We start from the raw sequence: 23,777 nt of genomic DNA, 5'->3' as shown, positions 1-23,777 counted from the left end.
GTCTCAGACCCCCGTTGAAGCGCTACCTGCGACGCTGTCCGGAGCGGGAATGGCCTCGAACAGGCCATCCGCTCCATCGACGATCAGCACCAGCGTGCCCGTTGCCATCAGATGCCCCGGCGCCGCCCTGGCGCGCAGGATGTGAACATTGTCGTAGCGGTCCTTCACGCGGACCGCACCGGGATGGCCCTGGTCGAGCGGGCCGATCGTGACGGTGCCGATCAGGCCGATGAATTCGGCCTGGCTCAGCGCGTTGGTTTCGTCGCGCGGGATGACCTTGGCGATACCTCGGCTCGTCCAACGTGTCGTGGGTATCGCCGCCAGAGCGGCGGCCGGCACGGCGATCAGGAGCGGCAATGGCCCCAGCATCCGCGCGGCGAGGCTTTGCAGCGCGAAGCCGAAGACCGCGAAGGCCGTGAGAAGAATCACCGCCAGCACGAGGATCGGCACGCCGCCGGCATTGAGCCAGGACATCCAGCCGCCGAGCAGGCCGGCCTCATGGTCCCCCGGCCCGTGATGGCCGAGCCCGTCATCGAGCAGGCCGGAAGCCGAGGCGCCGATCAGGACCGAGACCAGCTCGATCACGCCGAGCCCGGCCACGACCATCAGCGCCACCCAGAAGGGCGCAGTGCCCGGCTGGATGATGTCGCCCATCAGCGCTGGCCTTCCCGGAAGGCCTTGAGCCTCGCCTCGATCGCATCCTCGCGCTGGATACGGCCGAGCTCCTCGACCTCGGCCGCGCCGGTCATCGGCTTGGCCGGGACGCCGGTGACGCGCTCGACGGCGGAAAGGGCCGCCGCGAGGCGCTGGTCGTTGCGCTGCGAGGGCGTGGCGGGATTGCTCGCCGCGACCGCACGCTCGGCGCGCTTGGCGTCTTCCAGTCGCTTCATTGCGTCGGCGCGGGCCGAGGCGATGCTGCGCAATGTGGCTTCCGCCTCGGCGATCTCGCCGGCATTCTCCGCAACGGCCTTGGCGAGCGCGGTGCGCTGCGCTTCCAGGTCGATCTGGACGCCGGTGGCGGCGCGGGCGAGGTCCTCGCGGCCTTTCTCCAGCCCCGTCTTGATCTTCTGGTCGAGGTCGCGGATCTCCTCGTCGAGATCGGCTGACTTGGCCTTGAGGCGATGGCCGGCGGCGACGGCGACGCCGAGCGCAGCCTTTGCCTCTTCGGCGATCTTCTCGATCTCGCGCACGGCCTGCTGGGCGACGGCGATGGCGTTGGCGCCCTCCGCCGCATCGACCGCATTGTTGACGACGCCGGCGATCACGCGACCGAGGCGGGCAAGGATTCCTTCGTTGGACATCGTGCTCTCCCTGTGTGTGTGAATTCCAGCCTGGACAGCGACGAGGACGCTGATCGTCGATCCCTGGAAGGACAGACGCGCCTCGGCAAAGTCGTTCCAGCCGCCGCGATAGCCATCCACCGAATAGGGGACGACAATCCGCCCATTGATGGTGGCGATGCTGATGCTGTCCGGGCCCTTGATGGCGAAAAGCTTGGAATCGAGGGGTATCTCGACGGTCGGCTCGTTTGGCTGCTGCCGGCTGTGGTCGCGCAGGGCCAAGGTCGCCATGCGCGAGGGCAGGCCGGTCTGCGCCCGGATCTCCTCATAGGCTTCCTCGTGTAGCGCAACGAGATTGGCGCCCGTCGTGCCGTCGAGAATGGCCATGGCCTGCCGGTAGGCGGCGAGCGTGGCGTTCAGTGCCGTGCGATCCTCGTCGCTGGGCGCCAGCAGAAGCGCCATCGTGGATTGAGGCTTCTTGACCATGCGACTGATATAAAGCACTTCATTGGTGCTTTCAAGGGTAGGAGTGTAACGCCACACGGTGTCATTCCGGGGCGCACCGGAGGTGCGAACCCGGAACCCACGACTGGATGGGACATTCCAAGCCGCATTACGAGCCGCTCACCCGGTCGTGGGTTCCGGGTTCTTCGCGGCGCGAAGCCCCGGAATGACAAAGGTTATCCGGCCAAAAAGCGATCCAGGAGTTGTCCAAGTCGCCTCAGCGATCCGCAACGAGCCCGCGACAGGCCAGCCGCACCAGACCCTCGATCTGGCGGTCGAGCTCGCGGCGGGGCACGGCGATCAGCTTCTCCTCCAGCCCGATCGCGACGACGCCGTGGACGGCCGAGAACAGGGTACGGCCCAGCAGGTTCCTGTCGTCCTCGTCGCGCTCCGGCACCAGCGTGCCCAGCGGCTGGAGGATGTGGCGGAACATCGTCATCTGCTCCGAAACGGCCCAGTCCGGGACCACCGCGCCCTCGGCCATGCGATGCTCGAAAAGCACGCGCCAGAGCTGCAGGTTGTCGCGGGCGAATGCCGAATAGGCGAGGGCGACGGAGACGAGGGCTTCGGTCGCCTCATCCTGCGACGAGGCGGGCGGCGCTGCCGCGCTCAGTGCAGTATCGAGCCGGGCGAGCGTGCGCGATCCGACGCGCAGCACGAGTTCGTCCATATCCGCGACGAGATTATAGATCGCGCCGAGCGAACAGCCGATCTCCTGGGCCAGCTCGCGCGCCTTCAGGCCGGCGAGGCCCTTCTCGGCAATCGCCCGTTCCGCCGCCTCGATGAGGTGCTCGCGCTGCCGGTCCCGTCGCGCTGCCGTGGTGGTCATCTCGCCGCTCTCACCTTTCCGCTTCTCACTTGCCTTGAACGTCGTTCAAAATATGCCTTGAACATCGTTCATGGATGCGCTACCCATTCTCTCGTGAACGATGTTCATAGCAGGGGAAAGCCAATGCTCAAGATGTTTCTCACTTTCGTTCGCGGCGGTGCTGCCATCGCCGAGGAACGCTTCGCCGACCGTAATGCCCTCCTGATCCTCGACCAGCAGATGCGCGATGCCGCCGTTGCCTTCGAGCGCGCCAAGAAGGCGCTGGCCATCGCGATCGCGCAGGACCGTCAGGAAAGCGAACGGCTCGCGGCCGGCAAGGCCTGCATCGCCGATCTGGAAAACCGCGTTGCAGCGGCGCTGGCGGCCGGCGACGAAAGCCTCGCCCGCGAGGGCGCCGAGACGATAGCCGCGCTGGAGGCCGACCGTGACGCTGCCGCGAGCGCGCAAGCGCTCTTCGCCACCGAGATCCTCCGCCTGCGCCGTCATGTCGCCCAGGCGCAGGCGCGCATTGCCGAACTCGATCGCGGCCGGCGCCTCGCCCGCGCCTCGGAGGCCGTCCGCCAGATGCGGCAGGGTCGCATCGAACCCGGCCCCACCCATGAGGCGACGCTGACTGAGGCCGAGCAGACCTTGAAGCGACTGCGCGAACGCCAGGTCGAAGCCGCTGCGGCGGAGACCGCGCTCGACGAGCTCGACGGTGCCGCTGCGGCTTCCGTCACCGAGAAGCTCGCAGCCAAGGGCTTCGGCCCGCGCCTGCGGACTACGGCCGAGGATGTGCTGGAGCGGCTGCGCAGCCGCCCGGCCGCCCCCGCCAATTGATCGCTACCTCGCAAGTCAACGGGAGATCGCCGTCATGAACCAGAATGTTCAGCCGCATAGCGGCGCCTGGGTCAGCTTCACCTACGCCTCCTTCTTCGCCGCCGCCGCGATGGTCGGCTCCGGCATCCTGTTCCTGCCTCTGGACTGGTGGGCCAAGGGCTATCTCGCAATGGGCTGCGTCATGCTCGTCCAGTCCTGCATCACCATGACCAAGACGGTGCGCGACATGCACGAGGCCTCAAAACTGGTGAACCGCATCGAGGATGCCCGCACCGAGCGCCTGCTGATGGATGCCGGCAAGCCGGTGCTTTGAGCCCACCGGTAAGTTCCGCTTAACCGAAAGATCGCATCGCCCGCCGCCGGCAAGGATTGCTTGGCGGGGGCGATGCGAACCTCCCTAGAACCGTCGCGAGCGCATGATGTTCGACACCTTGATGCTGAAACGGCGCTTCGCGCCGCTGTTCTGGGCGCAGTTCTTCTCCGCCTTCAACGACAATTTCCTCAAGAACGCGCTGGTCTTCATCATCCTCTACCGGCTCGCCGGTTCGCATGGCGAGGCGTTGGTGACGCTGGCGGGCGGGCTCTTCATCGCGCCCTTCTTCCTGCTCTCCGGCATCGGCGGGCAGATGGCCGACCGCTTCGACAAGGCGATGATGGCGCAGCGCTTGAAGCTCGCCGAGATCGGCGCGGCCGGTGTCGCGGCGCTCGGCTTCACGCTCCATTCCGTGCCGATGCTCTTCGCCGCACTCTTCCTGTTCGGCGTCATCGCCGCCCTGTTCGGGCCGATTAAATACGGCATCCTGCCCGACCATCTGAAGCGTGAGGAACTGCCGGCCGGCAACGCGCTGATCGAAGGCGCGACCTTCATCGCCATCCTGCTCGGCACCATCGCCGGCGGCCTGACGGCGCGCGAGGGCGGCGACGCCGCGCAACTCAGCCTGCTGATCATGGTCTTCGCGCTTGCCTGCTGGGTCGCGACGCTGTTCATCCCGAAGACGGGCGCGGCCGCGCCCGATCTCATGATCGACCGCAATATCCTGCGCTCGACCCGCGATCTCCTGAAAGACCTCTGGGCCGATGCCCAGCTCTGGCGCACCGGCGTCATGGTCTCGCTTTTCTGGCTGATCGGCGCCGTCGTGATGGCGCTGCTGCCGGCGCTCGTGAAGAACGGCATGGGCGGCACTGAGATGGTTGTCTCGGCCTATCTAGCCACCTTCGCCATCGCCATCGCCGTCGGTTCCGGCATCGGCTCCTTCCTGGCGAGCGGGCGCATCGTGCTCCTGCCTGTGCCGGTCGCCGGCGTGATCATGGGCCTGTTCGCGCTCGATCTCGGCTGGGCGGTCTCCGGCATCGCCGCGCACCAGCCGGCGCAGGACCTCGACGCATTCTTCGCCAATTCATCCGCCTGGCGCGTCGGCATCGACCTCGCCGGCCTCGCTATCGCCGGCGGCATCTTCATCGTGCCCTCCTTCGCCGCGACCCAGGCCTGGGCGCCGGCCGAGAAGCGCGCCCGCATCGTCGCCGCCGTCAACGGGCTTTCGGCCGCCTTCATGGTCGCTGGCGCGGCGGTCGTCGCCTTGCTGCAGGCGGCGGGCCTGACGCTCAGCCATCTCTTCATGCTGATCGGCGCCCTGACCATCGCGTCTTCCGTCTGGATCTTCCGGACGCTGCCGACCAATCCGCTCAGCGATTTCCTCTCGATCCTGTTCCGCGCCTTCTACCGTGTGGAGGTCACCGGCCGCGAGAACATCGCCAAGGCCGGCGATAACGCGATCATTGCCCTGAACCACGTATCCTTCCTCGATGCCGCGCTGGCACTCTCGATCCTCGACAAGGAGCCGGTCTTCGCCATCGATCACGGCATCGCCCAGCGCTGGTGGGTGAAGCCTTTCCTGAAACTGACGCGGGCCATGCCGCTCGATCCCTCGCGCCCGCTGGCGACGCGCTCTCTGATCAGTGCGGTCAAGAACGGGGAGAGCCTGGTGATCTTCCCGGAGGGGCGCCTCACCGTCACCGGCAGCCTGATGAAGGTCTATGACGGCGTCGGCATGATCGCCGAGAAATCCGGCGTGCCGATCATGCCGGTTCGCATCGAGGGGCTGGAAGCGACGATCTTCTCGCGCCTGACCCGCGAGCAGGTGCGCCGCCGCTGGTTCCCCAAGGTGCGCGTCACCGTGCTGGAGCCGGTCTCGCTGACCGTTCCCGACGAACTCAAGGGCAAGCCGCGCCGCCAGGCGGCGGGGGCGGCGCTTTACCAGATCATGTCGGACCTGATCTTCCGCACCACCGACATCGACCGCAGCGTTTTCGAGGCTGTCGCCGAAGCCGCCAAGATCAACGGCAAGGGCCGCGTCGCGGTCGAGGACCCGATCACGGGCATGCTGACCTACAAGCGCCTGCTGATCGGCGCCGAGGTGCTCGGCCGCAAGCTGATGCCGCTGGCGGAGAAGGGCAAGGCGATCGGCGTGATGCTGCCTAACGCCAATGGCGCGGCGGTGACGCTGCTCGGCCTGATGTCGGCGGCGCGCGTGCCGGCGATGATCAACTTCACCGCTGGCGCCGGCAACATCGCCGCCGCCTGCAAGGCGGCGCAAGTCCGGACCATCGTCACCTCGCGCGCCTTCGTCGAGAAGGGCCGGATGGGGCCGCTCATCGAGGCGCTCTCGGCGGATGTAAAGATCGTCTATCTCGAAGATGTCCGCGCCACCGTCTCGACCGGTGACAAGCTCAAAGCGCTCTGGCGCCATGGCCGGGCGATCGAGCCCGCGAAGGGCTCGGACCGTGCCGCGATCCTGTTCACCTCGGGTTCGGAAGGTGCGCCCAAGGGCGTCGTGCTCAGCCATGCCAACATGCTGGCCAATGCGGCGCAGGCGGCGGCGCGCATCGATTTCGGCCGGCGCGACAAGGTCTTCAACGTCCTGCCGGTCTTCCACTCCTTCGGCCTGACGGCGGGGTTGATCCTGCCGCTGGTCTCGGGCGTGCCGGTCTATCTCTATCCCTCGCCGCTGCACTACCGGATGGTGCCGGAACTGGTCTATGGTTCGAACGCGACGATCCTGTTCGGCACCGACACTTTCCTCACCGGCTATGCCCGCGCCGCCCACCCCTATGACCTGCGCTCGCTGCGCTACATCGTGGCCGGGGCCGAGCCGGTGAAGGACACGACGCGGCGGACCTATGCGGAGAAGTTCGGCCTGCGCATCCTCGAAGGCTATGGCGTCACCGAGACCGCGCCGGTGCTGGCGCTGAACACGCCGATGTTCAACCGCTTCGGCACGGTCGGCCGGATCATGCCGGGCATGGAAGCCAGGCTGGAGCCGATGCCGGGCGTCGAGGAGGGCGGCCGTCTGCATGTCCGCGGCCCCAACATCATGCTGGGCTACCTGAAATCGGAGAATCCCGGCGTGCTCGAGCCGCCGCCCGAGGGCTGGCACGATACCGGCGACATCGTCGTCATCGACAAGGACGGCTTTGTCACAATCAAGGGCCGGGCCAAGCGCTTCGCCAAGATCGCCGGCGAGATGGTCTCGCTCGCCGCGGTCGAGGCGCTCGCCGCCGAATGCTGGCCGGGCGTGCTCTCGGGTGTCGCCAGCCTCCCCGATGCGCGCAAGGGCGAGCGGCTGGTGCTGGTGACCCAGCAGAAGGACGCGACGCGCGCCGCCTTCCAGGCCTTCGCCAAGGGGAGGGGCGCCGCGGACCTGATGATCCCGGCCGAGGTCATGGTGGTGCCGGCCGTGCCGGTGCTCGGCTCCGGCAAGCTCGACTTCGCCGGCATCTCCAGGCTGGTGAAGGAACGGGCCGCGTCGCCCGCGCCTCAGCCGGTGGAGGTCTGATGCTCGGCTTCTGGCTGAAGGCGCTGACCCGGCCGACGCTCGACCTGACGCTGACCACGGCGCCGGGTCAGCAGACCCGCATCATCGAACGGCCCGGCGCCGTTCTCGACGATGCCGAGCTGGCGGCGCTGGTCGAGCATTTGCGCACGGTCGCGGGGCGGACGCTGGCGCAGGGCGCGCTGACCTATGGCGTCTTCTCCGGCGAGCGCGAGCGCCTGAGCCAGAGCATCGTCACCCTGATCAGCGAGACCGCGACCGGCCGCCCGATTGCCTTCAATGCGCTCGCCCAGATGCCGCTGACGCTGAACGGCGAGCCCGAGCAGGTCACCCATCTCGGCCTCGTCATGGTCGATCCCGAGGTGCGCGGCCGCGGCCTCTCCTGGGTGCTCTATGGTTTGACCGTGCTGGTGCTCTTCGTCCGTGGGGGCTTACGCCCGCGCTGGATATCCAACGTCACGCAGGTGCCGGGCGTGGTCGGCATGGTCTGCGAGACCTTCTCGGAGGTCTATCCCTCGCCCGATCCCGGCAGCCGCCAGATCTTCGCGCATCTGACGCTCGCAAGGCAGATCATGCGCGATCACCGCCATGTCTTCGGCGTCGGTCCCGAGGCTGGCTTCGACGAGGCGAATTCGGTCATCACCGATGCCTATACCGGCGGCTCGGACGACTTGAAGAAGAGTTTCGAACAGGCGACGCATCATCGCGAGGAGCGCTACAACACGTTCTGCCGCGACAAGCTCGACTACGGCCGCGGCGACGACGTGCTCCAGCTTGGCCGCATGGACCTCGCGGCGGCGCGCCGCTACCTGCTGGGGCAGGTTCCACGCGCCTCGCTGCCCGGGCTCATCGGCGCCTCGGCCTTCCTGCTGGTGCAGCGCCTGCTGCTGCCGCTGGTACACTGGCTTGACGATAACAGGCGCTTCGGCACGTTGCGTCCGCGCCCCGCGAGGTCGAAACCATGATCCCCGGCTTCAGCTACGAGCTTTTCGCGACCCGCAATATCGGCTTCGTCTCGGAGGCCGAGCAGGCGCGGCTCAGGCAGGCGACGGTTTTCGTCTGCGGTGTCGGCGGCATGGGCGGTGCGGCCTTCATGGCGCTGGTCCGGGCCGGCATCGGCCGCTTCGTCATCGCCGATATCGACGTCTTCGAGATCTCGAACCTGAACCGGCAGGTCTTCGCCAATGCGGGCACGATCGGCCGGCCGAAGGCGGAAGCGGCGGCCGAGGCCGCGCGCGCCATCAATCCGGAGATCGAGATCGAGGTGCTCGGTGCCGAATGGGTCGAGCGCCTGCCCGAGATTGCCGGCCGTTGCAAGGTGATCGTCAACGGCATGGACGATATTGCCGCCGGCCTCCATCTCTACCGCACGGCCAAGATGGCTGGTGCGACCGTGATCGACGCCTATATGGCGCCGCTGCCCTCGGTGATCGTGGTGCGCCCCGGCGATCCGCGCCCGGAGGAGCGACTGGGCTTTCCGACGCTCAGTAAGGATTGGCGGACACTCTCGGATGACGACAAGCGGGCGGCCATGCTCTGCGAGGTCACGCATGTCATGCTGCATTCGCGCTCGCGCCATCATGTCGACCTCGCCATCGCCGGCGAGGTCGCGGCCGGGCGGCGCAGCCGCATGTCCTTCGCGCCGATGGTGATCACGACGGGCATGATGATGGCCTATGAGGCGATCGCGCTCGTGCTGGGCCGGCAGACCGGCACCGATTGCCGCGGCTGGTTCTTCAATCCCTACCGCCCTGCGGTGGAGCGGCCCTGGCCGGCGCCGGTCGCGGCGCTGCTAAAGCCCTTCGTGGCGCGGGCACTCGCCAAGATGGTCTCCGGCCCATGACCGGCGGCTTCGCCAATCCGGGTCTTGTGGCGGATTCGATCGTCGATCTCTGCGGCGCGCTTGGCTTGGCCGTCGCGATGATGACATTGCGCCGGCGCGATCCGCGCGGCGCGCTGGCGCGGCGCTTCTTCGTCGCGATGGGGCTGGTCGCGGCGCTCTTCCTGCTGAGGGCGCTCGGCTGGTGGAGCGGCAGCGTCCTGCTCGGGCGGCTGGCGCTGGCTTGCGCCGCCCTCTTCCCGCTCGGCGCGCTGATTGTCACCGAAGGCATGCTGCGGCGTCACGCGCCGCGCCCGGTCAAGATCGCGGTGCTCACCGGCTCGCTCCTGCTGGTTCTAGCCAGCCTTCTCGGTCTCGACGATTCCGGCTGGTTCTACGATCTGGCGCTGGCCGGCTTCCAGCTCCTGACGATCGCCGTCTGCGGCATCCTGCTGTTCCGCCGTGATCAGACCGCACTCACCGCGTCCGAGAACACCAGCGTCTGGCGGCTCGGACTGTGCGCTTTCCTGATCCTGCCCTTCGCCCTCAGCGATTTCCGCGAATTGCTGCCGGGTCTGCCGGTCAGGCTCGGCGGCGTCGGTGCCTTGCTGCTGGTCTCGATCCTGCTGGTCACCGGAGGGGCGGCGCCAGCCCGGCGGCAGCGCTTCGCGATGCTCAGCCTGCGCGTCGTGGCTGCGCTGCTCCTGGGTCTCGCGGCGGCCCTCGTCACCCCGGAAGCGAGCTTCGCCCATGTCGCGCGGCTTTGCGCCGTGGCGCTCGCCGGCGTGCTCGCGATCGCGCTGGCGGTCGATGCCTTGTCGAGCGCCTTCGACGCGGAGGCGCCCGGCGTCCTCGACTCGCTCGCCCGGTCGAAGGCCGGCACGCGCGAGGCCTTGATCGCGCAGCTCGCGGCCCATCCGCTCTTCACGAACGCCCGCCGGCTCAACGAGACCGCACTCGCCGAATACGATCCAGCCATCCTGCGGCCGGCTTTGCACGGCATCGGTGTGCTCCATGCTTCCGGCCGCGGCTGGCCCTGGCCACCGACCGATCCGGCTGCCGAGCGATTGTTCGCACTGATGGCCTCACAAGCCGCGAGCCATCTGCTTGTGCTGGGCGAGACGCCGCTCGACTTGCTGCTGGTGACTGTGCCGGTGGTCTCCGCCGATCCCGCGACCGAGACGGCGCTGGCTTTGGTGCGCCGCCTGCTCGCGACGGCCCCGAGCGAGGCCACTGCATGATCGAGATCCGCAGCAACGACCGCAAGGCGGCCTTCGCCGTCACGGCAAACGCCTATCCGGCGAACAGCGCCTATGTCCCGCCGATGTGGTCGGATTTCGACCGTATGCTCGATCCGGCGCGCAATCCGCTGGTGACACAAGGGCACGGCCGCTTCGAACTGTTCACGGCTTTGCGCGACGGCCGGCCGCTCGGCCGCATCGTCGCGACGATCCACGACGCCTCCAACGCCCGGCACGGGATGAGGCGCGCCCAGTTCGGCTATTTCGACTGCGCCGACGATGCCGAGATCGCATCGGCTTTGCTTGGCGCCGCGGAAAGCTGGGCGCGGGAGCGCGGCATGGCCGAGCTCGTCGGCAATTTCAATCTGACCGCGATGCAGCAGGCGGGTGTCGTCACCGGCGGCTTCGACAACGCGCCCTTCACCGACATGCTCTGGAGCCCGCCGCATGTCGCGCGACTGCTCGAAGCGAACGGCTACGCGGCAACCTTCCCGATGACGACCTTCCGGATCGATCTCGCCGATATCGATCCGCGCGGCTTGCTCGGCCCGAAGCAGCAGGAAATCCTCGCCGACCCCGACTATCTGTGGATGCCGATCGATCGCCGCCATTTCGCCGAGCGACTCGAGGATTCCCGGCTCATCCTCAATGACGGCTTCGATGCCAATCCGATGTTCGTACCCCCGACGGCCGAGGAATACCGCTTCCAGGCCGACGACATGATGTGGGTCATCGACAAGCGCATCTCGACCGTCGTCCATCACAAGGGCGAGCCGGTCGGCGCGATTATCGCGATTCCCGATCTCAACCCGCTGGTGAAGGCGACCGGCGGGCGGATGGGCCTGAGCTTTCCCTTCCGTTTCCTGCGGCATCGCTGGACCAACCGGCGCGCCGTCATTGTCTACCAGTCGGTCGCTCGCGCCTTCCATAATCGCGGCTTGAACGGTGCGATGCTGTTCAAGGTCGCGACTGCGCTCAAGGCTGCCGGCTATACGGAACTCGGCGGCACTTGGATCGCCGACGTCAACGGCCCGAGCCTGCGGCAGGCCGAGAAGGCGGGGGCGAAACCGCTGCACCGCCTGCATCTCTTCGCCAAGTCTCTGCGGGATTGAGCGATGCTCGGTAGCGACCTGTTCCGGGAGTTGATCGCCGAGGCCAGCCTGGCGCCAAGCGTTCACAATATCCAGCCGACACGCTGGCGTCTGCTTGCGGCGGATACGGTGCTCCTGCTGGAGGACGGACAACGGCGCCTGCCGGCGGCCGACCCGACCGGGCACGATGTCCGGCTTTCGCATGGCGCTGCGCTAGAAGGCCTGTCGCTGGCCTGCGGCCGCCATGGCCTGCGGATCGCGCAGGTCGCGCTGGACGATCGGGAGGGAGAGATCTCCGGGCTACGCGTGATCGCGCGCCTGACGCTTGCCTCCGGCGGGGCAGCGGACCCGCTCGCCTCGGCGGTCGCAGGTCGCCGCTCCTGGCGCGGTCGCTTTCTGCCGGCCGATGCGGCGCTCCGGGACAGCCTTCAAAAGCTCGCCGCCGAGCCCGACCTCCTCATCGTCCCGCCGGGCTCTGCCGTGACGGAGATCGCGGAGCTGGCGGACCGCGCCGGCTTCCATTTCCTGTGCGAGGACGAGCATCGGCGCGAGCTGCTCGCCTGGATGCGGCTGTCGCGCCGCCACCCGCGTTATGATCGTGACGGCCTCAATGCTGAGGCTATGACCTTGGGGAGCGTCGAGGCGATAGGGGCCTCGCTCGTGCTCGGGCCCTTGTTCCCGGTTCTGAGACGCATCGGCCTTGCCGAGCCACTGACGCGGGAGCGTACGAAAACGGCGGCGGGTGCGATTGCCGTCTTTCACAGGCCGCTCGGCGAGGATCCGCTGGAGACCGGGCGCGCCTTCTATCGCGCCTGGCTTGCGCTGGCGGCGCAGGAGCTCTGCGCCTGTCCGATCTCGGTGCTGGCCGACTGGCCCGTCAGCAACGCCGCTCTCGTCGCGCGCCATCCGCTGCCGGCCGGTCGCAGGCTCGTCAATGTCTTCCGGTTCGGCCGGATACCGCCCGGTGCCGGTGCAGCCCGGGCACGCCTGCCTCTCGGCGAACTGATCGTCTGACGGTCCCCTCAGTCGCGTTTCCGCCGGGAGCGAAAGCGATTGAGGAGGCCGAGGCACCACAGCGCGAAGCGGGCCATCGGCTTTTGCAGGAACGGCACGTCCGCGGCGAGCAGCAGCAGGCCGAGCGGCAGCATCCAGGCGCCGAGCAGAGGCAGGAACGAGAAGATCCCGCCGGCGATCAGGGCGATGCCGGCGGGAATGCGGACCAGCCGGGAATCGGGATGACGCAGCCATCGCAAGCCTGCGGCCAGCCGGGGCGGCAACTCGCGCTCGATATGCTTGAAAGCGCGGCGCAGTTCCTGTCTGGACGAGAGCGACTGCATGATCTGGTGCTAACGGACGACGAAGCCTTGCCGGCGCCCCTTGGACGTGCGGCAGGAGCAATCGTCCCCGAGGGAGGCAGGTCGTGCCAGGGTGCATTGCCGTGCCGGCGTTCGGCAATGACGCCCGAGCCCGCTCGTCCGCTCCGCGTGGCGATAGGACCTGCCCGATGATGCGCTCGGCTCGTAGAAGCGCGGGCTGGGGGCGCCGGCTCCGACCGGCGGCCCGGCACCCGGAATCCCGCCCTGGCTCGAACGCAGCCGGATATCCGGCACATTGTCCGTGATCGAAGGCGGCCCAAGGCCTTGCCGCGGGCCGCCGGGATAGAGCGGGCCATTGCCCGGCGTCGCGTCGAACTGGGCGCTGGCGGGCAGCGAAACCAGCACGGTCAGCAGGGTCGCCGTCGCTGCGATGAGATTGCGCATCATGCCGTTCCTGTTCTCCCGAAATGGCTCACTGGTCTAGTCATCCAGGGCGATGAGCATAAGGCCGGTCTCGTGATCGCGCCGCTTTTTCAGGTAGCTCGGCTGTTCGGTCAGGATGATCTCCAGCGTCGGGCGGACGATGCCCTTGTCGAGATGCCCCGCGACCGCGCTGCCATCGAGGCGGCCGAGAACGGCATGGACATGGACGGCCGGTTCGCCGTCTGGCTCGACGGCGATGTCCCCGGTCAGCGAGGCGACCTCCACCTGCTCATCGACCGGAATCGGCTCATAGGCCTTCGTCGCCCAGTCGAAGAAGCTGAGCTCCGCCCGTTCGAAGGCGCCGATCGCCTTGAAACTCGCGGCCGTCAGCCGCTGGTCGCGGCCGAAGGCTTTCAGGCAGGCCATGGCCTCGTCGCCGGCATCCAGGATGATGGCGAAGATCTTCTGCCCGTCGGCTTCGTGGATCAGCTTGTGCCGCATTGTCCAACCATCTGCTTGCGTCAGCCTGGGAACGCGAGGCGGATGGTCCTGTTCCGGGTTTCAGTGCTCCGGGCTGATCACCGAGGTGATCTCCGACCAAAGTTTCCAGCCCAGTGCCTGATACAGGGCCCGGCCCTCCGACGTCGCTATCAGGGTGCCTTGGCTCGCGTCGCGTTCCATGGCGCGGCGCGTCAGGGCACCCATGACCGTGGTTCCAATCCCAGCCGCCGATGCGCCGCCTGCGTGAGGATCTGGTCGTAGACGGCATGTCCATGAGTCAGGCCGGCTTGCCGATCTCCAGCCACAGGCCGGTCGGCACGGCTTCCGGGGCCGGGTATCCGCGTGTGAGGGCATAGCCGGAAGCCCAGGTTTCGATGGGATTCATGGTTCGATCTTCGCTCGTCAAACGGGCGGAGAAGGCCCGGCCCGCACGATCCCGGCGCATATAAGCGCACCGAATAGAGGACGGAAATATATCATAGCGCGCGGCCGCTCCGTTCCCGGGCATGCCCGCTAAGATCGCCGCAGCGTCAAAAGGCGCTCGGCTGTCGAACCTGCGCGACCCCTCGGGTCCCGCGCTCTCGCCGGTCGGCAAAACGGGGAACCATGATGACCGCTCATTTTTCGGCCGGACGCTGCCTTTCCGCCGCCGCCTTCACCCTGTCGTTCGCGTTCGCTGCCACGACGCCTGCCTCTGCCCAGCAAGGCGCCATCCCGCTGCCGGCCGCGGTCAAGTCGGCCGGACAGATAGTCGTCGGCATCGAGACCACCTATCCGCCGATGGCCTTCAAGGACCCGAAGACCAATGAGCGCGCCGGCTTCAATGTCGAGCTCGTCAATGCCATCGCTCGGGAACTCGGCATCTCCGTGAAGTGGGAGGAGATGAGCTTCGAACAGCTCATGACCTCGTTGACGACCGGCCGCATCGACATGATCGGCACCGCGATCAGCGACCTGCCGTCCCGCCGCGAGAAGCTGACCTTCGTCGACTATCTCGCGACCGGTGCGCAGCCCTTCGCCCTGGCGGCCAAGGCTGGCGAACTGAAGAGCAATGCCGATCTCTGCGGCAAGACGGTCGGCGCGCCCCGCACCACGAGCTACATGCCGGTGACGGCGGCCTGGAGCGAGAAGAACTGCGCCGGGGCCGGCAAGCCCGCGATCACGGTGAACGGTACGGCCGGCGCGACCGCGACCCGGCTCGAACTGAAGCAGGGCCGACTCGACGCAGCCGTGCTCGGGCCAGAGTATGTCGCCTATCTGATGGCCGACGAGCCCAATACCTACGCCTTAGTCGGCGAGCCCTTAAACAAGACCCTGTTCGGCCTCGCCTTCGACAAGAAGAACGCCGAATTGCGCGACGCCGCCGCCAAGGCGACCGCGGCGGTGATGAAGAATGGCGGCTATCAGCAGGCGCTGAAGAAATTCGGCCTCGAACGGCAGAGCCTTCCCGAGCCGACCATCGACGCCGGCCAGTGATGCTGGTCCAGGAGGTCGGCGCGGACAGCAAGCAGATGAAGGCCGTGATGCTCGCGCAATTCGGCGGGCCGGAGGCGCTGGTCTGGGGCGACGTCCCGGCCCCGCGCGCCGGGCCGGGCGAGATCGTGCTGCGCGTCCATGCCGCTGCGCTGAACTATGCCGACCTGCTGCAGCGGCGCGGCACCTACGGCATCGAGCAGAGCCTGCCGCGGATCATCGGCTATGAATGCTCGGGCGTCATCGCGGAGGTCGGGGCCGGCGTGTCCGGCTGGCGCGTCGGCGATCCCGCCTGCGCCCTGGTGTCGAGCGGGGCCTATGCCAGCTTCGTTGCTTCGCCCGCAGCGCAGGTCCTCCCGATCCCGACCGGTATCGACCTCGTCGAGGCAGCAGCCTTGCCCGAGGCGGCCTGCACCGTCTGGTCGAATGTGCTCGACCTCGGCGCCCTCCAGGCCGGCGAGAGCCTGCTCGTCCACGGCGGCGCCGGCGGCATCGGCTCCTTCGCCATCCAGGCGGCCAGGGCGATCGGCGCCCGCGTCTTCGCCACGGCCGGCAGCGCCGAAAAGCTGGGTCGCTGCCGCGATTTCGGCGCCGACCGGGCGATCTCCTATACGGACGAGGATTTCGTCGCGGTGATCGAGGCCGAGACCGGCGGACGCGGCGCCGACGTCATCCTCGACAATATGGGCGCCGCCTATCTCGGCCGGAACGTCGCGGCGCTCGCCTTCGACGGCCGCATCGCAATGATCGGCCTGCAGGGCGGACGCGACGCCGAGATCAATCTCGGCGCGATGATGCGCAAGCGTGCGGCGCTGTTCACGACCTCGCTGCGCGATCGGCCGCCCGCCGCCAAGGCGCGGATCGTCGCCGGGGTTCTGCGTGACCTCTGGCCGCATGTCGCCGCTGGCTGCATCCGCCCCGTCATCGATCGCAGCTTTCCGCTGGCGGAGGCCGCCGCCGCCCATCGCTACATGGAAAGCGGCAGCCATGTCGGAAAGATCCTGCTGCTCGCGCCGGAGTCCGCCTGAGCCGGCGGCAAATCTCCGGCGGCAAGTCTTTTGCTTACCCACCGCCTATCACCGACGACCTCAAGCCATCGAGGCCAGATGACCGCTGAAACCGAACACCTCATCATCGTCCCGCGCCGGCATTTCGGGCGGATCATCGGCGCAGGCGTGGTCTGCATCGCGCTCGCCGCGGTCGTACGCGCCTTCGCCGTCGGCCAGATCGAGTGGGACTATGTCGCCGAATTCCTGACCGTGCCGGCGATCCTGACCGGCCTCGTCAACACCATCGTCATGGCGATCCTGGCGATGGTGCTGGGCATCACGCTCGGCGTCGTCTTCGCGGTGATGCGACTCTCGGCCAATCCCGTGCTCTCGAACACGGCGATCGGCTATATCTGGTTCTTCCGGGCCGTGCCGGCGCTGCTGCAATTGCTGCTCTGGTTCAACCTCGCGCTGGTCTTCCCGACGCTCGGCATCCCCGGCCTGTTCGCGTTCAAGACCGTCGACGTGATGACGCCCTTCGTCGCGGCTTTGCTCGGGCTCGGCATCCAGCAGGGCGCCTTCACCGCGGAAGTGGTGCGCGCCGGCCTGTTATCGGTCGACAACGGCCAGTACGAGGCGGCGCAGACGCTGGGCATGACGCGGCTCCAGCTCCTGCGACGGATCATCATGCCGCAGGCGATGCGCGTGATCGTGCCGCCGATCGGCAACGAGTTCATCGGCATGGTGAAGCTGACATCGCTGGCGAGCGTCATCCAGTTCGCCGAGATCCTGCATAGCGCGCAGAACATCTACTACGCCAATTCGCGGGTCATCGAGCTGCTGATCGTGGCGGCGATCTGGTACCTGGTGGTCGTCACCGTGCTCAGCCTGATCCAGGGTCGGATCGAGGCCTATTACGCCCGCGGCGTCGCCGCGCCGGCGCAGCGCTGAGGAGCAGGCCATGACCGACACCCTGCCTCAGGTCCGCACGACCGATCCGGATCATCTCGCCGCCGGCGCCCCGCTCGTTCTTGCCGAGAGGGTCGAGAAACAGTTCGGCCCGCTCAAGGTGCTGAAGGGCATCGACATCGCCGTCCCCAAGGGCGAGGTGCTCTGCATCATCGGCCCCTCCGGCTCGGGCAAGAGCACCTTCCTGCGCTGCATCAACCAGCTCGAGCGCATCGATGGCGGCGCGCTCTGGGTCTCCGGCGAGCGCGTCGGCTATCACCGCGAGGGCAACAAGCTCTACGAACTGGACGACAAGGCCATCGCCCGCCAGCGCCGCTCGATCGGCATGGTCTTCCAGCGCTTCAACCTGTTCCCGCATCTCACCGCCCTGCAGAACATCATCGAGGGACCGGTGCAGGTGCTGCGGGAGCCGGCCGCGGAGGCGACGAAGCGGGCGCTCGCCCTGCTGGAGCGGGTCGGCCTCGCCGACAAGCGCGATGCCTATCCCTCGCAGCTTTCCGGCGGCCAGCAGCAGCGCGTCGCCATCGCCCGCTCGCTCGCGATGCGGCCCGAACTGCTGCTCTTCGACGAGCCGACCTCGGCGCTCGATCCGGAACTGGTCTCCGAGGTGCTCAAGGTCATGCGCGACCTCGCCGAGACCGGCATGACCATGATCTGCGTCACCCACGAGCTCGGCTTCGCGCGTGACGTCGGCCATCGCGTCGCCTTCATGGACCAGGGCCAGATCGTCGAGCTCGGCGATCCGCGCACCGTGCTGACCGATCCCACGGAGGCGCGCACCCGCGCCTTCATCAACGCCGTCCGTCATTGACCAAGAAGGGGAACACCATGTCCAAGAAGACCGTCCTGCTCGGCCTCACGGCCATCGCGCTCTGTGCCGCCACCGGTTTCGCCCAGGCCCAGAGCCTGCCGGCGCGCATCCTGGAGAAGAAGACGCTCTCCGTCGCCAATGTGCCGAATTACCCACCGCTCGAGTTCAAGGATCCCAAGACCGGCACGCTGACCGGCCTCGACATCGATCTCGGCAATGCACTGGCCCAGAAGCTCGGCATCACCATCAAATGGGAGGAGATCAGCTTCGAGGGCATGATCCCGGCGCTGACCACCGGCCGCGTCGACATGATCCTGTCGGGGATGAGTGACCTGCCGAGCCGGCGCGAAACGCTCGATTTCGTCGATTATCTCGCCTCGGGCGCACAGTTCTACACCAATGCCGACCGCAAGGACGAGTTCAAGGATCTCGCCGCGCTTTGCGGCAAGAAGGTCGGGGCCAGCCGCCGCACCTCCTTCCCGAAGGAGATGGAAACCTGGAGCAAGGAGAACTGCGAGGCCAAGGGCAAGCCGGCCATGCAGATCGTCGGCACCGAAGGCTCGGCCGACGCCCGCACGCAATTGCGCCAGAAGCGCCTCGACGCCGCGGTGCAAGGCAGCGAGACCTTGCCCTATCTGATGGGCCAGGAGCCCGGCGTCTACGCCATCCTCGGCACGCCCTTCACCACCGTCTATCAGGGTCTCGCCTTCGCCAAGAAGGACACCGAATTGCGCGACGCCGTCGCCAAGGCTTTCGCCACCATGCTGGCTGACGGCACCTATGCCGCCGTGCTGAAGAAATGGGAGCTCGGCGAGGCCAAGGTCGACAAGCTGATGATCAACGGCGAAGCCAAGAACTGATCACGTCATAATCCGCATCCGTCGCGCCCCGGCCATCCGGCAGGGGCGCTCCTCTCGAAAGACGACCCTCATGCTGACCGACTTCCCTCATCGCGTCGCCAATCTCGCCGACCCCGCGCCGGACTATCCCTGGCCGGAGGGCTATCGCAGCGCGGTCTTCCCGGCCTTCGACGTCGATGCCGAGACCGCCTGGCTGAACTACGATGCGAAGAACACCGACCGGCTGGTGACCCTTTCCCATGGCGGCTACGAGCAGCGCGTCGGCGTGCCGAAGATCCTCGAGCAGCTCCGCCTCATGGAGATCAAGGCGACCTTCTTCATTCCGGGCTGGGTCGTCGAGGTGCATCCGGCGATGTGCGAAGCCATCGCCAAGGACGGGCACGAGATCGGCCATCACGGCTATTCGCACAAGCGGCCGGAACCCGGCGACCTCGCCGTCGACAAGGAAGAGATCGACAAGACGCTCGACATCTTCAAGCGCATCCTCGGCGTCACGCCGGTCGGCTACCGCGCCCCCTCGGGCGAGAACTACGACGAATTGCTCGGCTATCTCCGCGACAAGGGCATTCTCTATTCCTCGTCTTTCCGCGACGACATCCGGCCCTATCGCCACAAATTGCGCGACGGCTCGAAAGGCCCGATCGAATTACCGGTGGACATGTATTTCGACGACTGGCTCTACGGCCTGTCGCAGCGCTTCTCCCCGCGCCCGATGTTCCCGAAGGAGCATGTGCTTTCGATCTGGAACGACGAGCTCGACCAGCTCCGCGAATGGGGCGGCCTCGTCTCGATGGTGATGCACCCGCAGGTCTCCGGCCGGCCGATGCGGATCGGCATCATGCGCGAGTTCCTCGCCCGCGCCCGCGGGTTCGGCGACGTCTGGATCGCGACCGGCCAGCAGATCGCCGAGCATTTCATCGCGCAGGAGAAGAAGGCGGGCTGAGCCCGGCGATCCACGCTCCGTCGTCATCCCGGGCGGAGCGAAGCGAAGACCCGGGATCCATGCCGGAACGGCTCAGGCATGGATCCCGGATCAGCGCCGCTGACGCGGCTTGTCCGGGGTGACCTTGATGAGCAGGACCAGCAACCGCGCCATGACCACCCGCATCCGCAATGCCGACATCGTCATCGCCTATGATCCGGCCGTCGACGACCATGTCTATCGCCGCGACCTCGATATCGTCTTCGACGCCAGAGGCATCCTGCATATCGGCGAGGGCTTCACCGGCGCGGTCACGCGCGAGATCGACGGCAGGGGCTTCATGGTCATGCCCGGCCTTGTCGACATCCACTCCCACCCGTCGAGCGAGCCCGGCAACAAGGGCATGACCGACGAGGTCGGCACGCCAAAACTTTATAATTCCTCGCTCTACGAGTTCCTCTGGCTGTTCCGCGCCGATGCCGACGGCATCCCGCATCTCAACCATGTCGCGTGGTCGGAGCTGCTGATGTCCGGCACGACCACGCTGGTCGATCTCTCCTTCCCAAGCGAAGGCTGGCTCGACCGCGCGGCGGCGAGCGGCCTGCGTATGGTGATGGCGCCGATGTACCGCAATGGCCGCTGGTTCACCCGCAACGGCTATCAGGTCGAGTACGAGCTCGACGATGCCGCCGGCCGCAAGGTAATGGAAGACGCCTTCAGGATCATCGACGCCGCACTCGCACATGAATCCGGCAGGCTTTCCGGCATGGCCTGCCCGGCCCAGATCGACACCTGCACGGAGGAGCTGTTCCGCGCCTCGATCGCCGCCGCCGCCGAGCGCAAGATCCCGATCCAGACCCATGCCGGCCAGTCGATCAGCGAGTTCCACGAGATGGTCCGCCGCAGCGGGCTCTCGCCGATCCAGTGGCTGGACTCGGTCGGCTTCCTCGCGCCGAACGCCTCGATCGCCCATGCGATCTTCCTCGACGATCACCCCTGGGTGCGCTGGCCGACCCGCACCGATCTAGCACGCCTCGCCGAGACCGGCACCTCGGTCGCGCATTGCCCGACCGTCTTCGGCCGGCGCGGCTTCACCCTGCGCGATCTCGGCCGCTACCTGAAGGCCGGCGTCAATATCGGCATCGGCACCGACACCTTCCCGCACAACATGCTGGAGGAACTGCGCCACGCCGGCGTCTATGCCCGCATCACCGGCGAGAGCCATGCGGTCGTGACGACCGGGCAGGTCTTCCGTGCCGCGACGCTCGGCGGCGCCAAGCTGCTCGGCCGCGACGATATCGGCCGGCTGGCGAAGGGTGCTCAGGCCGATCTCGTCATGGTCGACCTGACCCATCCGATGATGCGCCCGACACGCGATCCGTTGAAGAGCCTCGTCAATGCCGCGGCTGACCGCGCGGTCTCCCATGTCTTCGTGCAGGGCAGACAGGTCGTCGCCGACGGCAAGGTCCTGACCATGGACTACCACGCAGCCTCCGACGGGTTGGAACAGGCGCAGCGCCGCGCGCTCGCAAAGGCCTCCTCGCTGGACTGGGCCGGGCGCTCGGTCGACGAACTCTCGCCGCCGAGCCTGCGCTGGGCCTGAGGCTGGCCTATGATTTGCTAACCGAATAGAGTTGGCCTGCTCTATTCGGAATGCTGTCATGAACCTTCGCCAGATCGAGCTTCTGCGCGCCGTCGTCCGCTGCGAGACGACGGTCCGTGCCGCGCAGGAACTGGGGCTGTCGCAGCCGGCCGTCAGCAACGCGATCAAGCATCTCGAAAGCCAGGTCGGCTTCCCGCTGTTCGAGCGCGTCAACAACCGTCTGTTCCCCACGGCCGAGGCACGCACGCTCTACGAGGAGTCCGAGCCGATCTTCACCCTGCACGCTGCCCTCGAGGCGAGGGTGCAGGACATCAAGGAGAACCGCGCCGGCCATATCCGCATCATCGCGACGCCGCCTTTGGGCTATGGCGTGCTGCCGGCAGCGTTGCGCAATTTCCTGGTCAAGCGGCCGAAGGTCAGGATCTCCTTCGACATCCGCCGCTTCGAGCATGTGCTGGAGAGCGTCGAGAACGGAACCGCCGAACTCGGCTTCGTCATGGGGCTGGACGACGATCGCGGGCTCGACGCCGAGACCTTCTTCGCCGGCGACATGGTCTGCGTCATGCGGCCCGAGCATCCGCTTGCAGGCAAGGTGAGGATCACCCCCGAGGATCTGCGCGAGGCGCCCTATATCGCCCTTGAACAGGGCACCCGCATGGGCACGATCGTTCGGCGGGCCTTCGCCCAGGCCGATGTGCCCCACCGGTTCTCCGTCGAGGTTCGCTACTGCAACACCGCTTGCGTGCTGGCGGAAAGCGGCGTCGGCGTTGCCGTGGTCGATCCGCTTTCGCCGGTCTTCAGCGGCCATTACGACCTCGCCATCCGCCCCTTCGCGCCGGCTTCGGAGGTGCGCGCTTCCGCGGTGCGTTCGCGCAAGCGCCCGATCTCGCGCGCAGCCGACGCCTTCCTGCGCGAGGTCCGGCTCGTCGCCGCGGAGACCGCCGCCAAGCTCGGCTCAGGCTGACGAGGGCTGCGCTATTCAGCCCGCGAATGTCGCCCCGGAAATCCGCATAGACGGCGCCATTGTCCGGCCGCCCGGGCTGGCCCAGAGTTACCCGACTGCCTTCCGGCAGCGCGTATCATGAGACCAAGCAAGCCCGATCGCGTCCGCCAGGAGCTGTGCGTGATCGGGCCGCGCCCGACACCCGACCGGACAGAAATGACTGCACCCGCCAGGACGCTCCGCACCGACGCGGCGATCGCCACGGCCGTCGCCGCCCAGCGCAATTGGGTAGAGAGCCTCTTCGGCCGGCTGGCAGCCGGCAGCCGCGATAATCCTGGCATCACCCGCGACACCTACGGCGCGGGTGAGGATTTCGGCCACCGCCTGCTGGCGGAGCACGGCAAGGCGCGTGGGCTCGCCGTCTCGCACGACTTCGCCGCCAACACCTATGTCACCTTGCCGGGTCGCGAGGCCGCGGCGCCGCGCATCCTGATGGGCTCGCATCTCGACAGTGTGCCGCATGGCGGCAATTTCGACGGTGCGGCCGGCGTCGTTGCCGGGCTCGTCGTCATCGAGACCTTGCGCGCGCTGGGCGTCCAGCCGTGCTGCGACGTCACGGCGATGGGTGTGCGGGCCGAGGAGAGCGTCTGGTTTCAGGTTTCCTATATCGGCAGCCGCTCTGCGCTCGGCACCTTGCCGGACGGCGCGCTCGAAGCGAAGCGCATCGACGACGGCCGCGTCCTTGCCGCGAGCATCGACGCCAGCGGCGGCAACTCCGAAGCGATCCGCCGACGCGAACGCCATCTCGATCCCGCAACGATCCGGGCCTTCCTCGAAGTCCATATCGAGCAGGCGCCGAGCCTGGTCGAATCGAAGTTGCCGGTCGCGATCTGTACCGGTGTGCCCGGCAATTTCCGTTATCCCGATGCGCGCATCGTCGGACGGCACGACCATGTCGGCACGCCCCGCCGCTTCCGTCGCGATGCCGCAATGGCCGGTGCCGAATTCGCGGTGATGCTCGACCGGCTCTGGCAGGAGGAGGAAGACGCCGGCTTCCCGATGGCGGTCACGCTCGGGCGCTTCCATACCGATCCCGCCGTCCATGGCCTGACCACGGTGCCGGGCAGCTTCGCCTTCAGCCTTGATGTGCGCGCCTATGATCTTGCCGTGCTGGAGCGCGTCGAAGCCAGGATGCTGGCCGGCATAAGCGAGATCGAGGCGCAACGGCGCGTCAGTTTCCAACTCGGCACCCGCGCCAATGCTGCGGTCGGCCCGGTCGACCCGGCCATTGTCGCGGGGCTCGGCGCCGCAGCCGACCGGCAAGGCATCGCGACGATGCCGCTGGGCAGCCCCGCTTCCCATGATTCCGCCGCCTTTGCCGCTGCCGGCGTGCCGATCGCCATGCTCTTCGTGCGCAACGAGCATGGCAGCCACAATCCGCTGGAAGCTATGGAGATCGACGATTTCCTGGCAGCCTGCACGATCCTGGCCGATTGGGTCGTGCGAGAGGTCGCCTGAACCGGTTGGCAATGCCATGCTGAACCACGAACCTGC

24 protein-coding genes are annotated in these 23,777 nt (G+C 67.4%); 17 read left to right on the top strand and 7 right to left on the bottom strand.

The genetic code is table 11. From position 1 onward, the window contains the following. Window positions 1-3 precede the first annotated feature (3 nt). From Q9235_RS19030 to Q9235_RS19020, 3 genes are all read right to left on the bottom strand, one after another. Complete coding sequence (locus tag Q9235_RS19030; RefSeq protein WP_306223360.1) at window positions 4-654, bottom strand: OB-fold-containig protein; 651 nt, start codon at window positions 652-654, stop codon at window positions 4-6. Beyond that, window positions 654-1,742, bottom strand: a complete 1,089-nt coding sequence (locus tag Q9235_RS19025) for a PspA/IM30 family protein (protein ID WP_306223359.1) — start codon at window positions 1,740-1,742, stop codon at window positions 654-656. Before Q9235_RS19025 ends, Q9235_RS19030 begins: the two co-directional genes overlap by 1 nt. Before the next feature lie 259 nt (window positions 1,743-2,001). After that, complete coding sequence (locus Q9235_RS19020; RefSeq protein ID WP_306223358.1) at window positions 2,002-2,613, bottom strand: TetR/AcrR family transcriptional regulator; 612 nt, start codon at window positions 2,611-2,613, stop codon at window positions 2,002-2,004. A gap of 123 nt (window positions 2,614-2,736) precedes the next feature. Between Q9235_RS19020 and Q9235_RS19015 the strand changes: the two genes are divergently transcribed. The 8 genes from Q9235_RS19015 (at window position 2,737) to Q9235_RS18980 (ending at window position 12,427) form a co-directional block, all read left to right on the top strand. Then, window positions 2,737-3,432, top strand: a complete 696-nt coding sequence (locus Q9235_RS19015; RefSeq protein ID WP_306223357.1) for a PspA/IM30 family protein — start codon at window positions 2,737-2,739, stop codon at window positions 3,430-3,432. A 34-nt stretch (window positions 3,433-3,466) separates the two neighbouring features. Continuing rightward, window positions 3,467-3,745 carry a YiaA/YiaB family inner membrane protein gene (locus tag Q9235_RS19010; protein ID WP_306223356.1) on the top strand — a complete coding sequence of 93 codons (279 nt, stop codon included), beginning with the start codon at window positions 3,467-3,469 and terminating at the stop codon, window positions 3,743-3,745. A gap of 106 nt (window positions 3,746-3,851) precedes the next feature. Next, entirely contained in the window at window positions 3,852-7,265 is a 3,414-nt protein-coding gene (locus tag Q9235_RS19005) for an acyl-[ACP]--phospholipid O-acyltransferase (protein ID WP_306228358.1), read from the top strand. Further along, window positions 7,265-8,227, top strand: coding sequence for a hypothetical protein (locus Q9235_RS19000; RefSeq protein ID WP_306223355.1), 963 nt, complete (start codon window positions 7,265-7,267; stop codon window positions 8,225-8,227). Before Q9235_RS19005 ends, Q9235_RS19000 begins: the two co-directional genes overlap by 1 nt. Continuing rightward, entirely contained in the window at window positions 8,224-9,105 is an 882-nt protein-coding gene (locus Q9235_RS18995; RefSeq protein ID WP_306223354.1) for a ThiF family adenylyltransferase, read from the top strand. The genes Q9235_RS19000 and Q9235_RS18995 overlap by 4 nt, the downstream gene beginning before the upstream one ends. After that, complete coding sequence (locus Q9235_RS18990; RefSeq protein ID WP_306223353.1) at window positions 9,102-10,322, top strand: hypothetical protein; 1,221 nt, start codon at window positions 9,102-9,104, stop codon at window positions 10,320-10,322. Before Q9235_RS18995 ends, Q9235_RS18990 begins: the two co-directional genes overlap by 4 nt. Further along, complete coding sequence (locus Q9235_RS18985) at window positions 10,319-11,434, top strand: GNAT family N-acetyltransferase (RefSeq protein ID WP_306223352.1); 1,116 nt, start codon at window positions 10,319-10,321, stop codon at window positions 11,432-11,434. The genes Q9235_RS18990 and Q9235_RS18985 overlap by 4 nt, the downstream gene beginning before the upstream one ends. A 3-nt stretch (window positions 11,435-11,437) precedes the next feature. Continuing rightward, complete coding sequence (locus tag Q9235_RS18980) at window positions 11,438-12,427, top strand: hypothetical protein (protein ID WP_306223351.1); 990 nt, start codon at window positions 11,438-11,440, stop codon at window positions 12,425-12,427. Window positions 12,428-12,435: 8 nt separating this feature from the next. Here the strand turns inward: Q9235_RS18980 and Q9235_RS18975 are convergent, their stop codons facing one another. Genes Q9235_RS18975 through Q9235_RS18960 form a run of 4 tightly spaced genes read right to left on the bottom strand, consistent with a single transcriptional unit; the run spans window position 12,436 to window position 13,857 of the window. Beyond that, on the bottom strand, window positions 12,436-12,750 hold the full coding sequence (locus Q9235_RS18975; RefSeq protein WP_306223350.1) for a hypothetical protein: 315 nt from the start codon (window positions 12,748-12,750) through the stop codon (window positions 12,436-12,438). 9 nt (window positions 12,751-12,759) lie between these two features. After that, window positions 12,760-13,176 (bottom strand): hypothetical protein, encoded by a 417-nt coding sequence (locus Q9235_RS18970; RefSeq protein ID WP_306223349.1) that lies wholly within the window; start codon window positions 13,174-13,176, stop codon window positions 12,760-12,762. 33 nt (window positions 13,177-13,209) lie between these two features. Next, entirely contained in the window at window positions 13,210-13,653 is a 444-nt protein-coding gene (locus tag Q9235_RS18965; RefSeq protein ID WP_306223348.1) for a PPC domain-containing DNA-binding protein, read from the bottom strand. Between the two features lie 60 nt (window positions 13,654-13,713). Beyond that, window positions 13,714-13,857: a hypothetical protein gene (locus Q9235_RS18960; protein WP_306223347.1), complete on the bottom strand. Its 144-nt coding sequence runs from the start codon at window positions 13,855-13,857 to the stop codon at window positions 13,714-13,716. Window positions 13,858-14,259: 402 nt separating this feature from the next. Here Q9235_RS18960 and Q9235_RS18955 point away from each other — a divergent pair, with 402 nt between their 5' ends. The 9 genes from Q9235_RS18955 to Q9235_RS18915 all read left to right on the top strand — a co-directional run bounded on the left by Q9235_RS18955 (window position 14,260) and on the right by Q9235_RS18915 (window position 23,741). Next, on the top strand, window positions 14,260-15,129 hold the full coding sequence (locus Q9235_RS18955; protein WP_306223346.1) for a transporter substrate-binding domain-containing protein: 870 nt from the start codon (window positions 14,260-14,262) through the stop codon (window positions 15,127-15,129). Beyond that, a complete protein-coding gene (locus Q9235_RS18950; RefSeq protein WP_306228355.1) occupies window positions 15,129-16,154 on the top strand; it encodes an NAD(P)H-quinone oxidoreductase in 1,026 nt (341 codons plus the stop codon). Before Q9235_RS18955 ends, Q9235_RS18950 begins: the two co-directional genes overlap by 1 nt. A 78-nt stretch (window positions 16,155-16,232) precedes the next feature. Next, window positions 16,233-17,066: an amino acid ABC transporter permease gene (locus Q9235_RS18945; RefSeq protein WP_306223345.1), complete on the top strand. Its 834-nt coding sequence runs from the start codon at window positions 16,233-16,235 to the stop codon at window positions 17,064-17,066. Window positions 17,067-17,076: 10 nt separating this feature from the next. After that, window positions 17,077-17,895 (top strand): amino acid ABC transporter ATP-binding protein, encoded by an 819-nt coding sequence (locus tag Q9235_RS18940; protein ID WP_306223344.1) that lies wholly within the window; start codon window positions 17,077-17,079, stop codon window positions 17,893-17,895. Window positions 17,896-17,912: 17 nt separating this feature from the next. Continuing rightward, the gene (locus tag Q9235_RS18935) at window positions 17,913-18,755 is read left to right on the top strand and encodes an ABC transporter substrate-binding protein (protein WP_306223343.1); all 843 of its coding nucleotides are present in this window, start codon (window positions 17,913-17,915) and stop codon (window positions 18,753-18,755) included. Between the two features lie 70 nt (window positions 18,756-18,825). Then, window positions 18,826-19,698, top strand: a complete 873-nt coding sequence (locus Q9235_RS18930; protein ID WP_306223342.1) for a polysaccharide deacetylase family protein — start codon at window positions 18,826-18,828, stop codon at window positions 19,696-19,698. Window positions 19,699-19,825: 127 nt separating this feature from the next. Further along, window positions 19,826-21,280 (top strand): amidohydrolase family protein, encoded by a 1,455-nt coding sequence (locus Q9235_RS18925; RefSeq protein WP_306223341.1) that lies wholly within the window; start codon window positions 19,826-19,828, stop codon window positions 21,278-21,280. Window positions 21,281-21,338: 58 nt separating this feature from the next. Continuing rightward, the gene (locus Q9235_RS18920; RefSeq protein ID WP_306223340.1) at window positions 21,339-22,244 is read left to right on the top strand and encodes a LysR family transcriptional regulator; all 906 of its coding nucleotides are present in this window, start codon (window positions 21,339-21,341) and stop codon (window positions 22,242-22,244) included. Window positions 22,245-22,439: 195 nt separating this feature from the next. After that, the gene (locus tag Q9235_RS18915) at window positions 22,440-23,741 is read left to right on the top strand and encodes a Zn-dependent hydrolase (protein ID WP_306223339.1); all 1,302 of its coding nucleotides are present in this window, start codon (window positions 22,440-22,442) and stop codon (window positions 23,739-23,741) included. Window positions 23,742-23,777 lie beyond the last annotated feature (36 nt).

The sequence above is a fragment of the Bosea beijingensis genome (genome assembly GCF_030758975.1).
In the GTDB taxonomy this organism is placed as follows: domain Bacteria; phylum Pseudomonadota; class Alphaproteobacteria; order Rhizobiales; family Beijerinckiaceae; genus Allobosea; species Allobosea beijingensis.
This window is presented reverse-complemented; position numbering and strand designations above follow the sequence as displayed.

Bases quoted from the DNA above. Each gene is read 5' to 3' on its own strand.
- Q9235_RS19030 (WP_306223360.1), bottom strand. From the start codon at position 654: ATGGGCGACATCATCCAGCCGGGCACTGCGCCCTTCTGGGTGGCGCTG.
- Q9235_RS19025 (WP_306223359.1), bottom strand. From the start codon at position 1,742: ATGGCGCTTCTGCTGGCGCCCAGCGACGAGGATCGCACGGCACTGAAC.
- Q9235_RS19020 (WP_306223358.1), bottom strand. From the start codon at position 2,613: ATGACCACCACGGCAGCGCGACGGGACCGGCAGCGCGAGCACCTCATC.
- Q9235_RS19015 (WP_306223357.1), top strand. From the start codon at position 2,737: ATGCTCAAGATGTTTCTCACTTTCGTTCGCGGCGGTGCTGCCATCGCC.
- Q9235_RS19010 (WP_306223356.1), top strand. From the start codon at position 3,467: ATGAACCAGAATGTTCAGCCGCATAGCGGCGCCTGGGTCAGCTTCACC.
- Q9235_RS19005 (WP_306228358.1), top strand. From the start codon at position 3,852: ATGTTCGACACCTTGATGCTGAAACGGCGCTTCGCGCCGCTGTTCTGG.
- Q9235_RS19000 (WP_306223355.1), top strand. From the start codon at position 7,265: ATGCTCGGCTTCTGGCTGAAGGCGCTGACCCGGCCGACGCTCGACCTG.
- Q9235_RS18995 (WP_306223354.1), top strand. From the start codon at position 8,224: ATGATCCCCGGCTTCAGCTACGAGCTTTTCGCGACCCGCAATATCGGC.
- Q9235_RS18990 (WP_306223353.1), top strand. From the start codon at position 9,102: ATGACCGGCGGCTTCGCCAATCCGGGTCTTGTGGCGGATTCGATCGTC.
- Q9235_RS18985 (WP_306223352.1), top strand. From the start codon at position 10,319: ATGATCGAGATCCGCAGCAACGACCGCAAGGCGGCCTTCGCCGTCACG.
- Q9235_RS18980 (WP_306223351.1), top strand. From the start codon at position 11,438: ATGCTCGGTAGCGACCTGTTCCGGGAGTTGATCGCCGAGGCCAGCCTG.
- Q9235_RS18975 (WP_306223350.1), bottom strand. From the start codon at position 12,750: ATGCAGTCGCTCTCGTCCAGACAGGAACTGCGCCGCGCTTTCAAGCAT.
- Q9235_RS18970 (WP_306223349.1), bottom strand. From the start codon at position 13,176: ATGATGCGCAATCTCATCGCAGCGACGGCGACCCTGCTGACCGTGCTG.
- Q9235_RS18965 (WP_306223348.1), bottom strand. From the start codon at position 13,653: ATGCGGCACAAGCTGATCCACGAAGCCGACGGGCAGAAGATCTTCGCC.
- Q9235_RS18960 (WP_306223347.1), bottom strand. From the start codon at position 13,857: ATGGGTGCCCTGACGCGCCGCGCCATGGAACGCGACGCGAGCCAAGGC.
- Q9235_RS18955 (WP_306223346.1), top strand. From the start codon at position 14,260: ATGATGACCGCTCATTTTTCGGCCGGACGCTGCCTTTCCGCCGCCGCC.
- Q9235_RS18950 (WP_306228355.1), top strand. From the start codon at position 15,129: ATGCTGGTCCAGGAGGTCGGCGCGGACAGCAAGCAGATGAAGGCCGTG.
- Q9235_RS18945 (WP_306223345.1), top strand. From the start codon at position 16,233: ATGACCGCTGAAACCGAACACCTCATCATCGTCCCGCGCCGGCATTTC.
- Q9235_RS18940 (WP_306223344.1), top strand. From the start codon at position 17,077: ATGACCGACACCCTGCCTCAGGTCCGCACGACCGATCCGGATCATCTC.
- Q9235_RS18935 (WP_306223343.1), top strand. From the start codon at position 17,913: ATGTCCAAGAAGACCGTCCTGCTCGGCCTCACGGCCATCGCGCTCTGT.
- Q9235_RS18930 (WP_306223342.1), top strand. From the start codon at position 18,826: ATGCTGACCGACTTCCCTCATCGCGTCGCCAATCTCGCCGACCCCGCG.
- Q9235_RS18925 (WP_306223341.1), top strand. From the start codon at position 19,826: ATGAGCAGGACCAGCAACCGCGCCATGACCACCCGCATCCGCAATGCC.
- Q9235_RS18920 (WP_306223340.1), top strand. From the start codon at position 21,339: ATGAACCTTCGCCAGATCGAGCTTCTGCGCGCCGTCGTCCGCTGCGAG.
- Q9235_RS18915 (WP_306223339.1), top strand. From the start codon at position 22,440: ATGACTGCACCCGCCAGGACGCTCCGCACCGACGCGGCGATCGCCACG.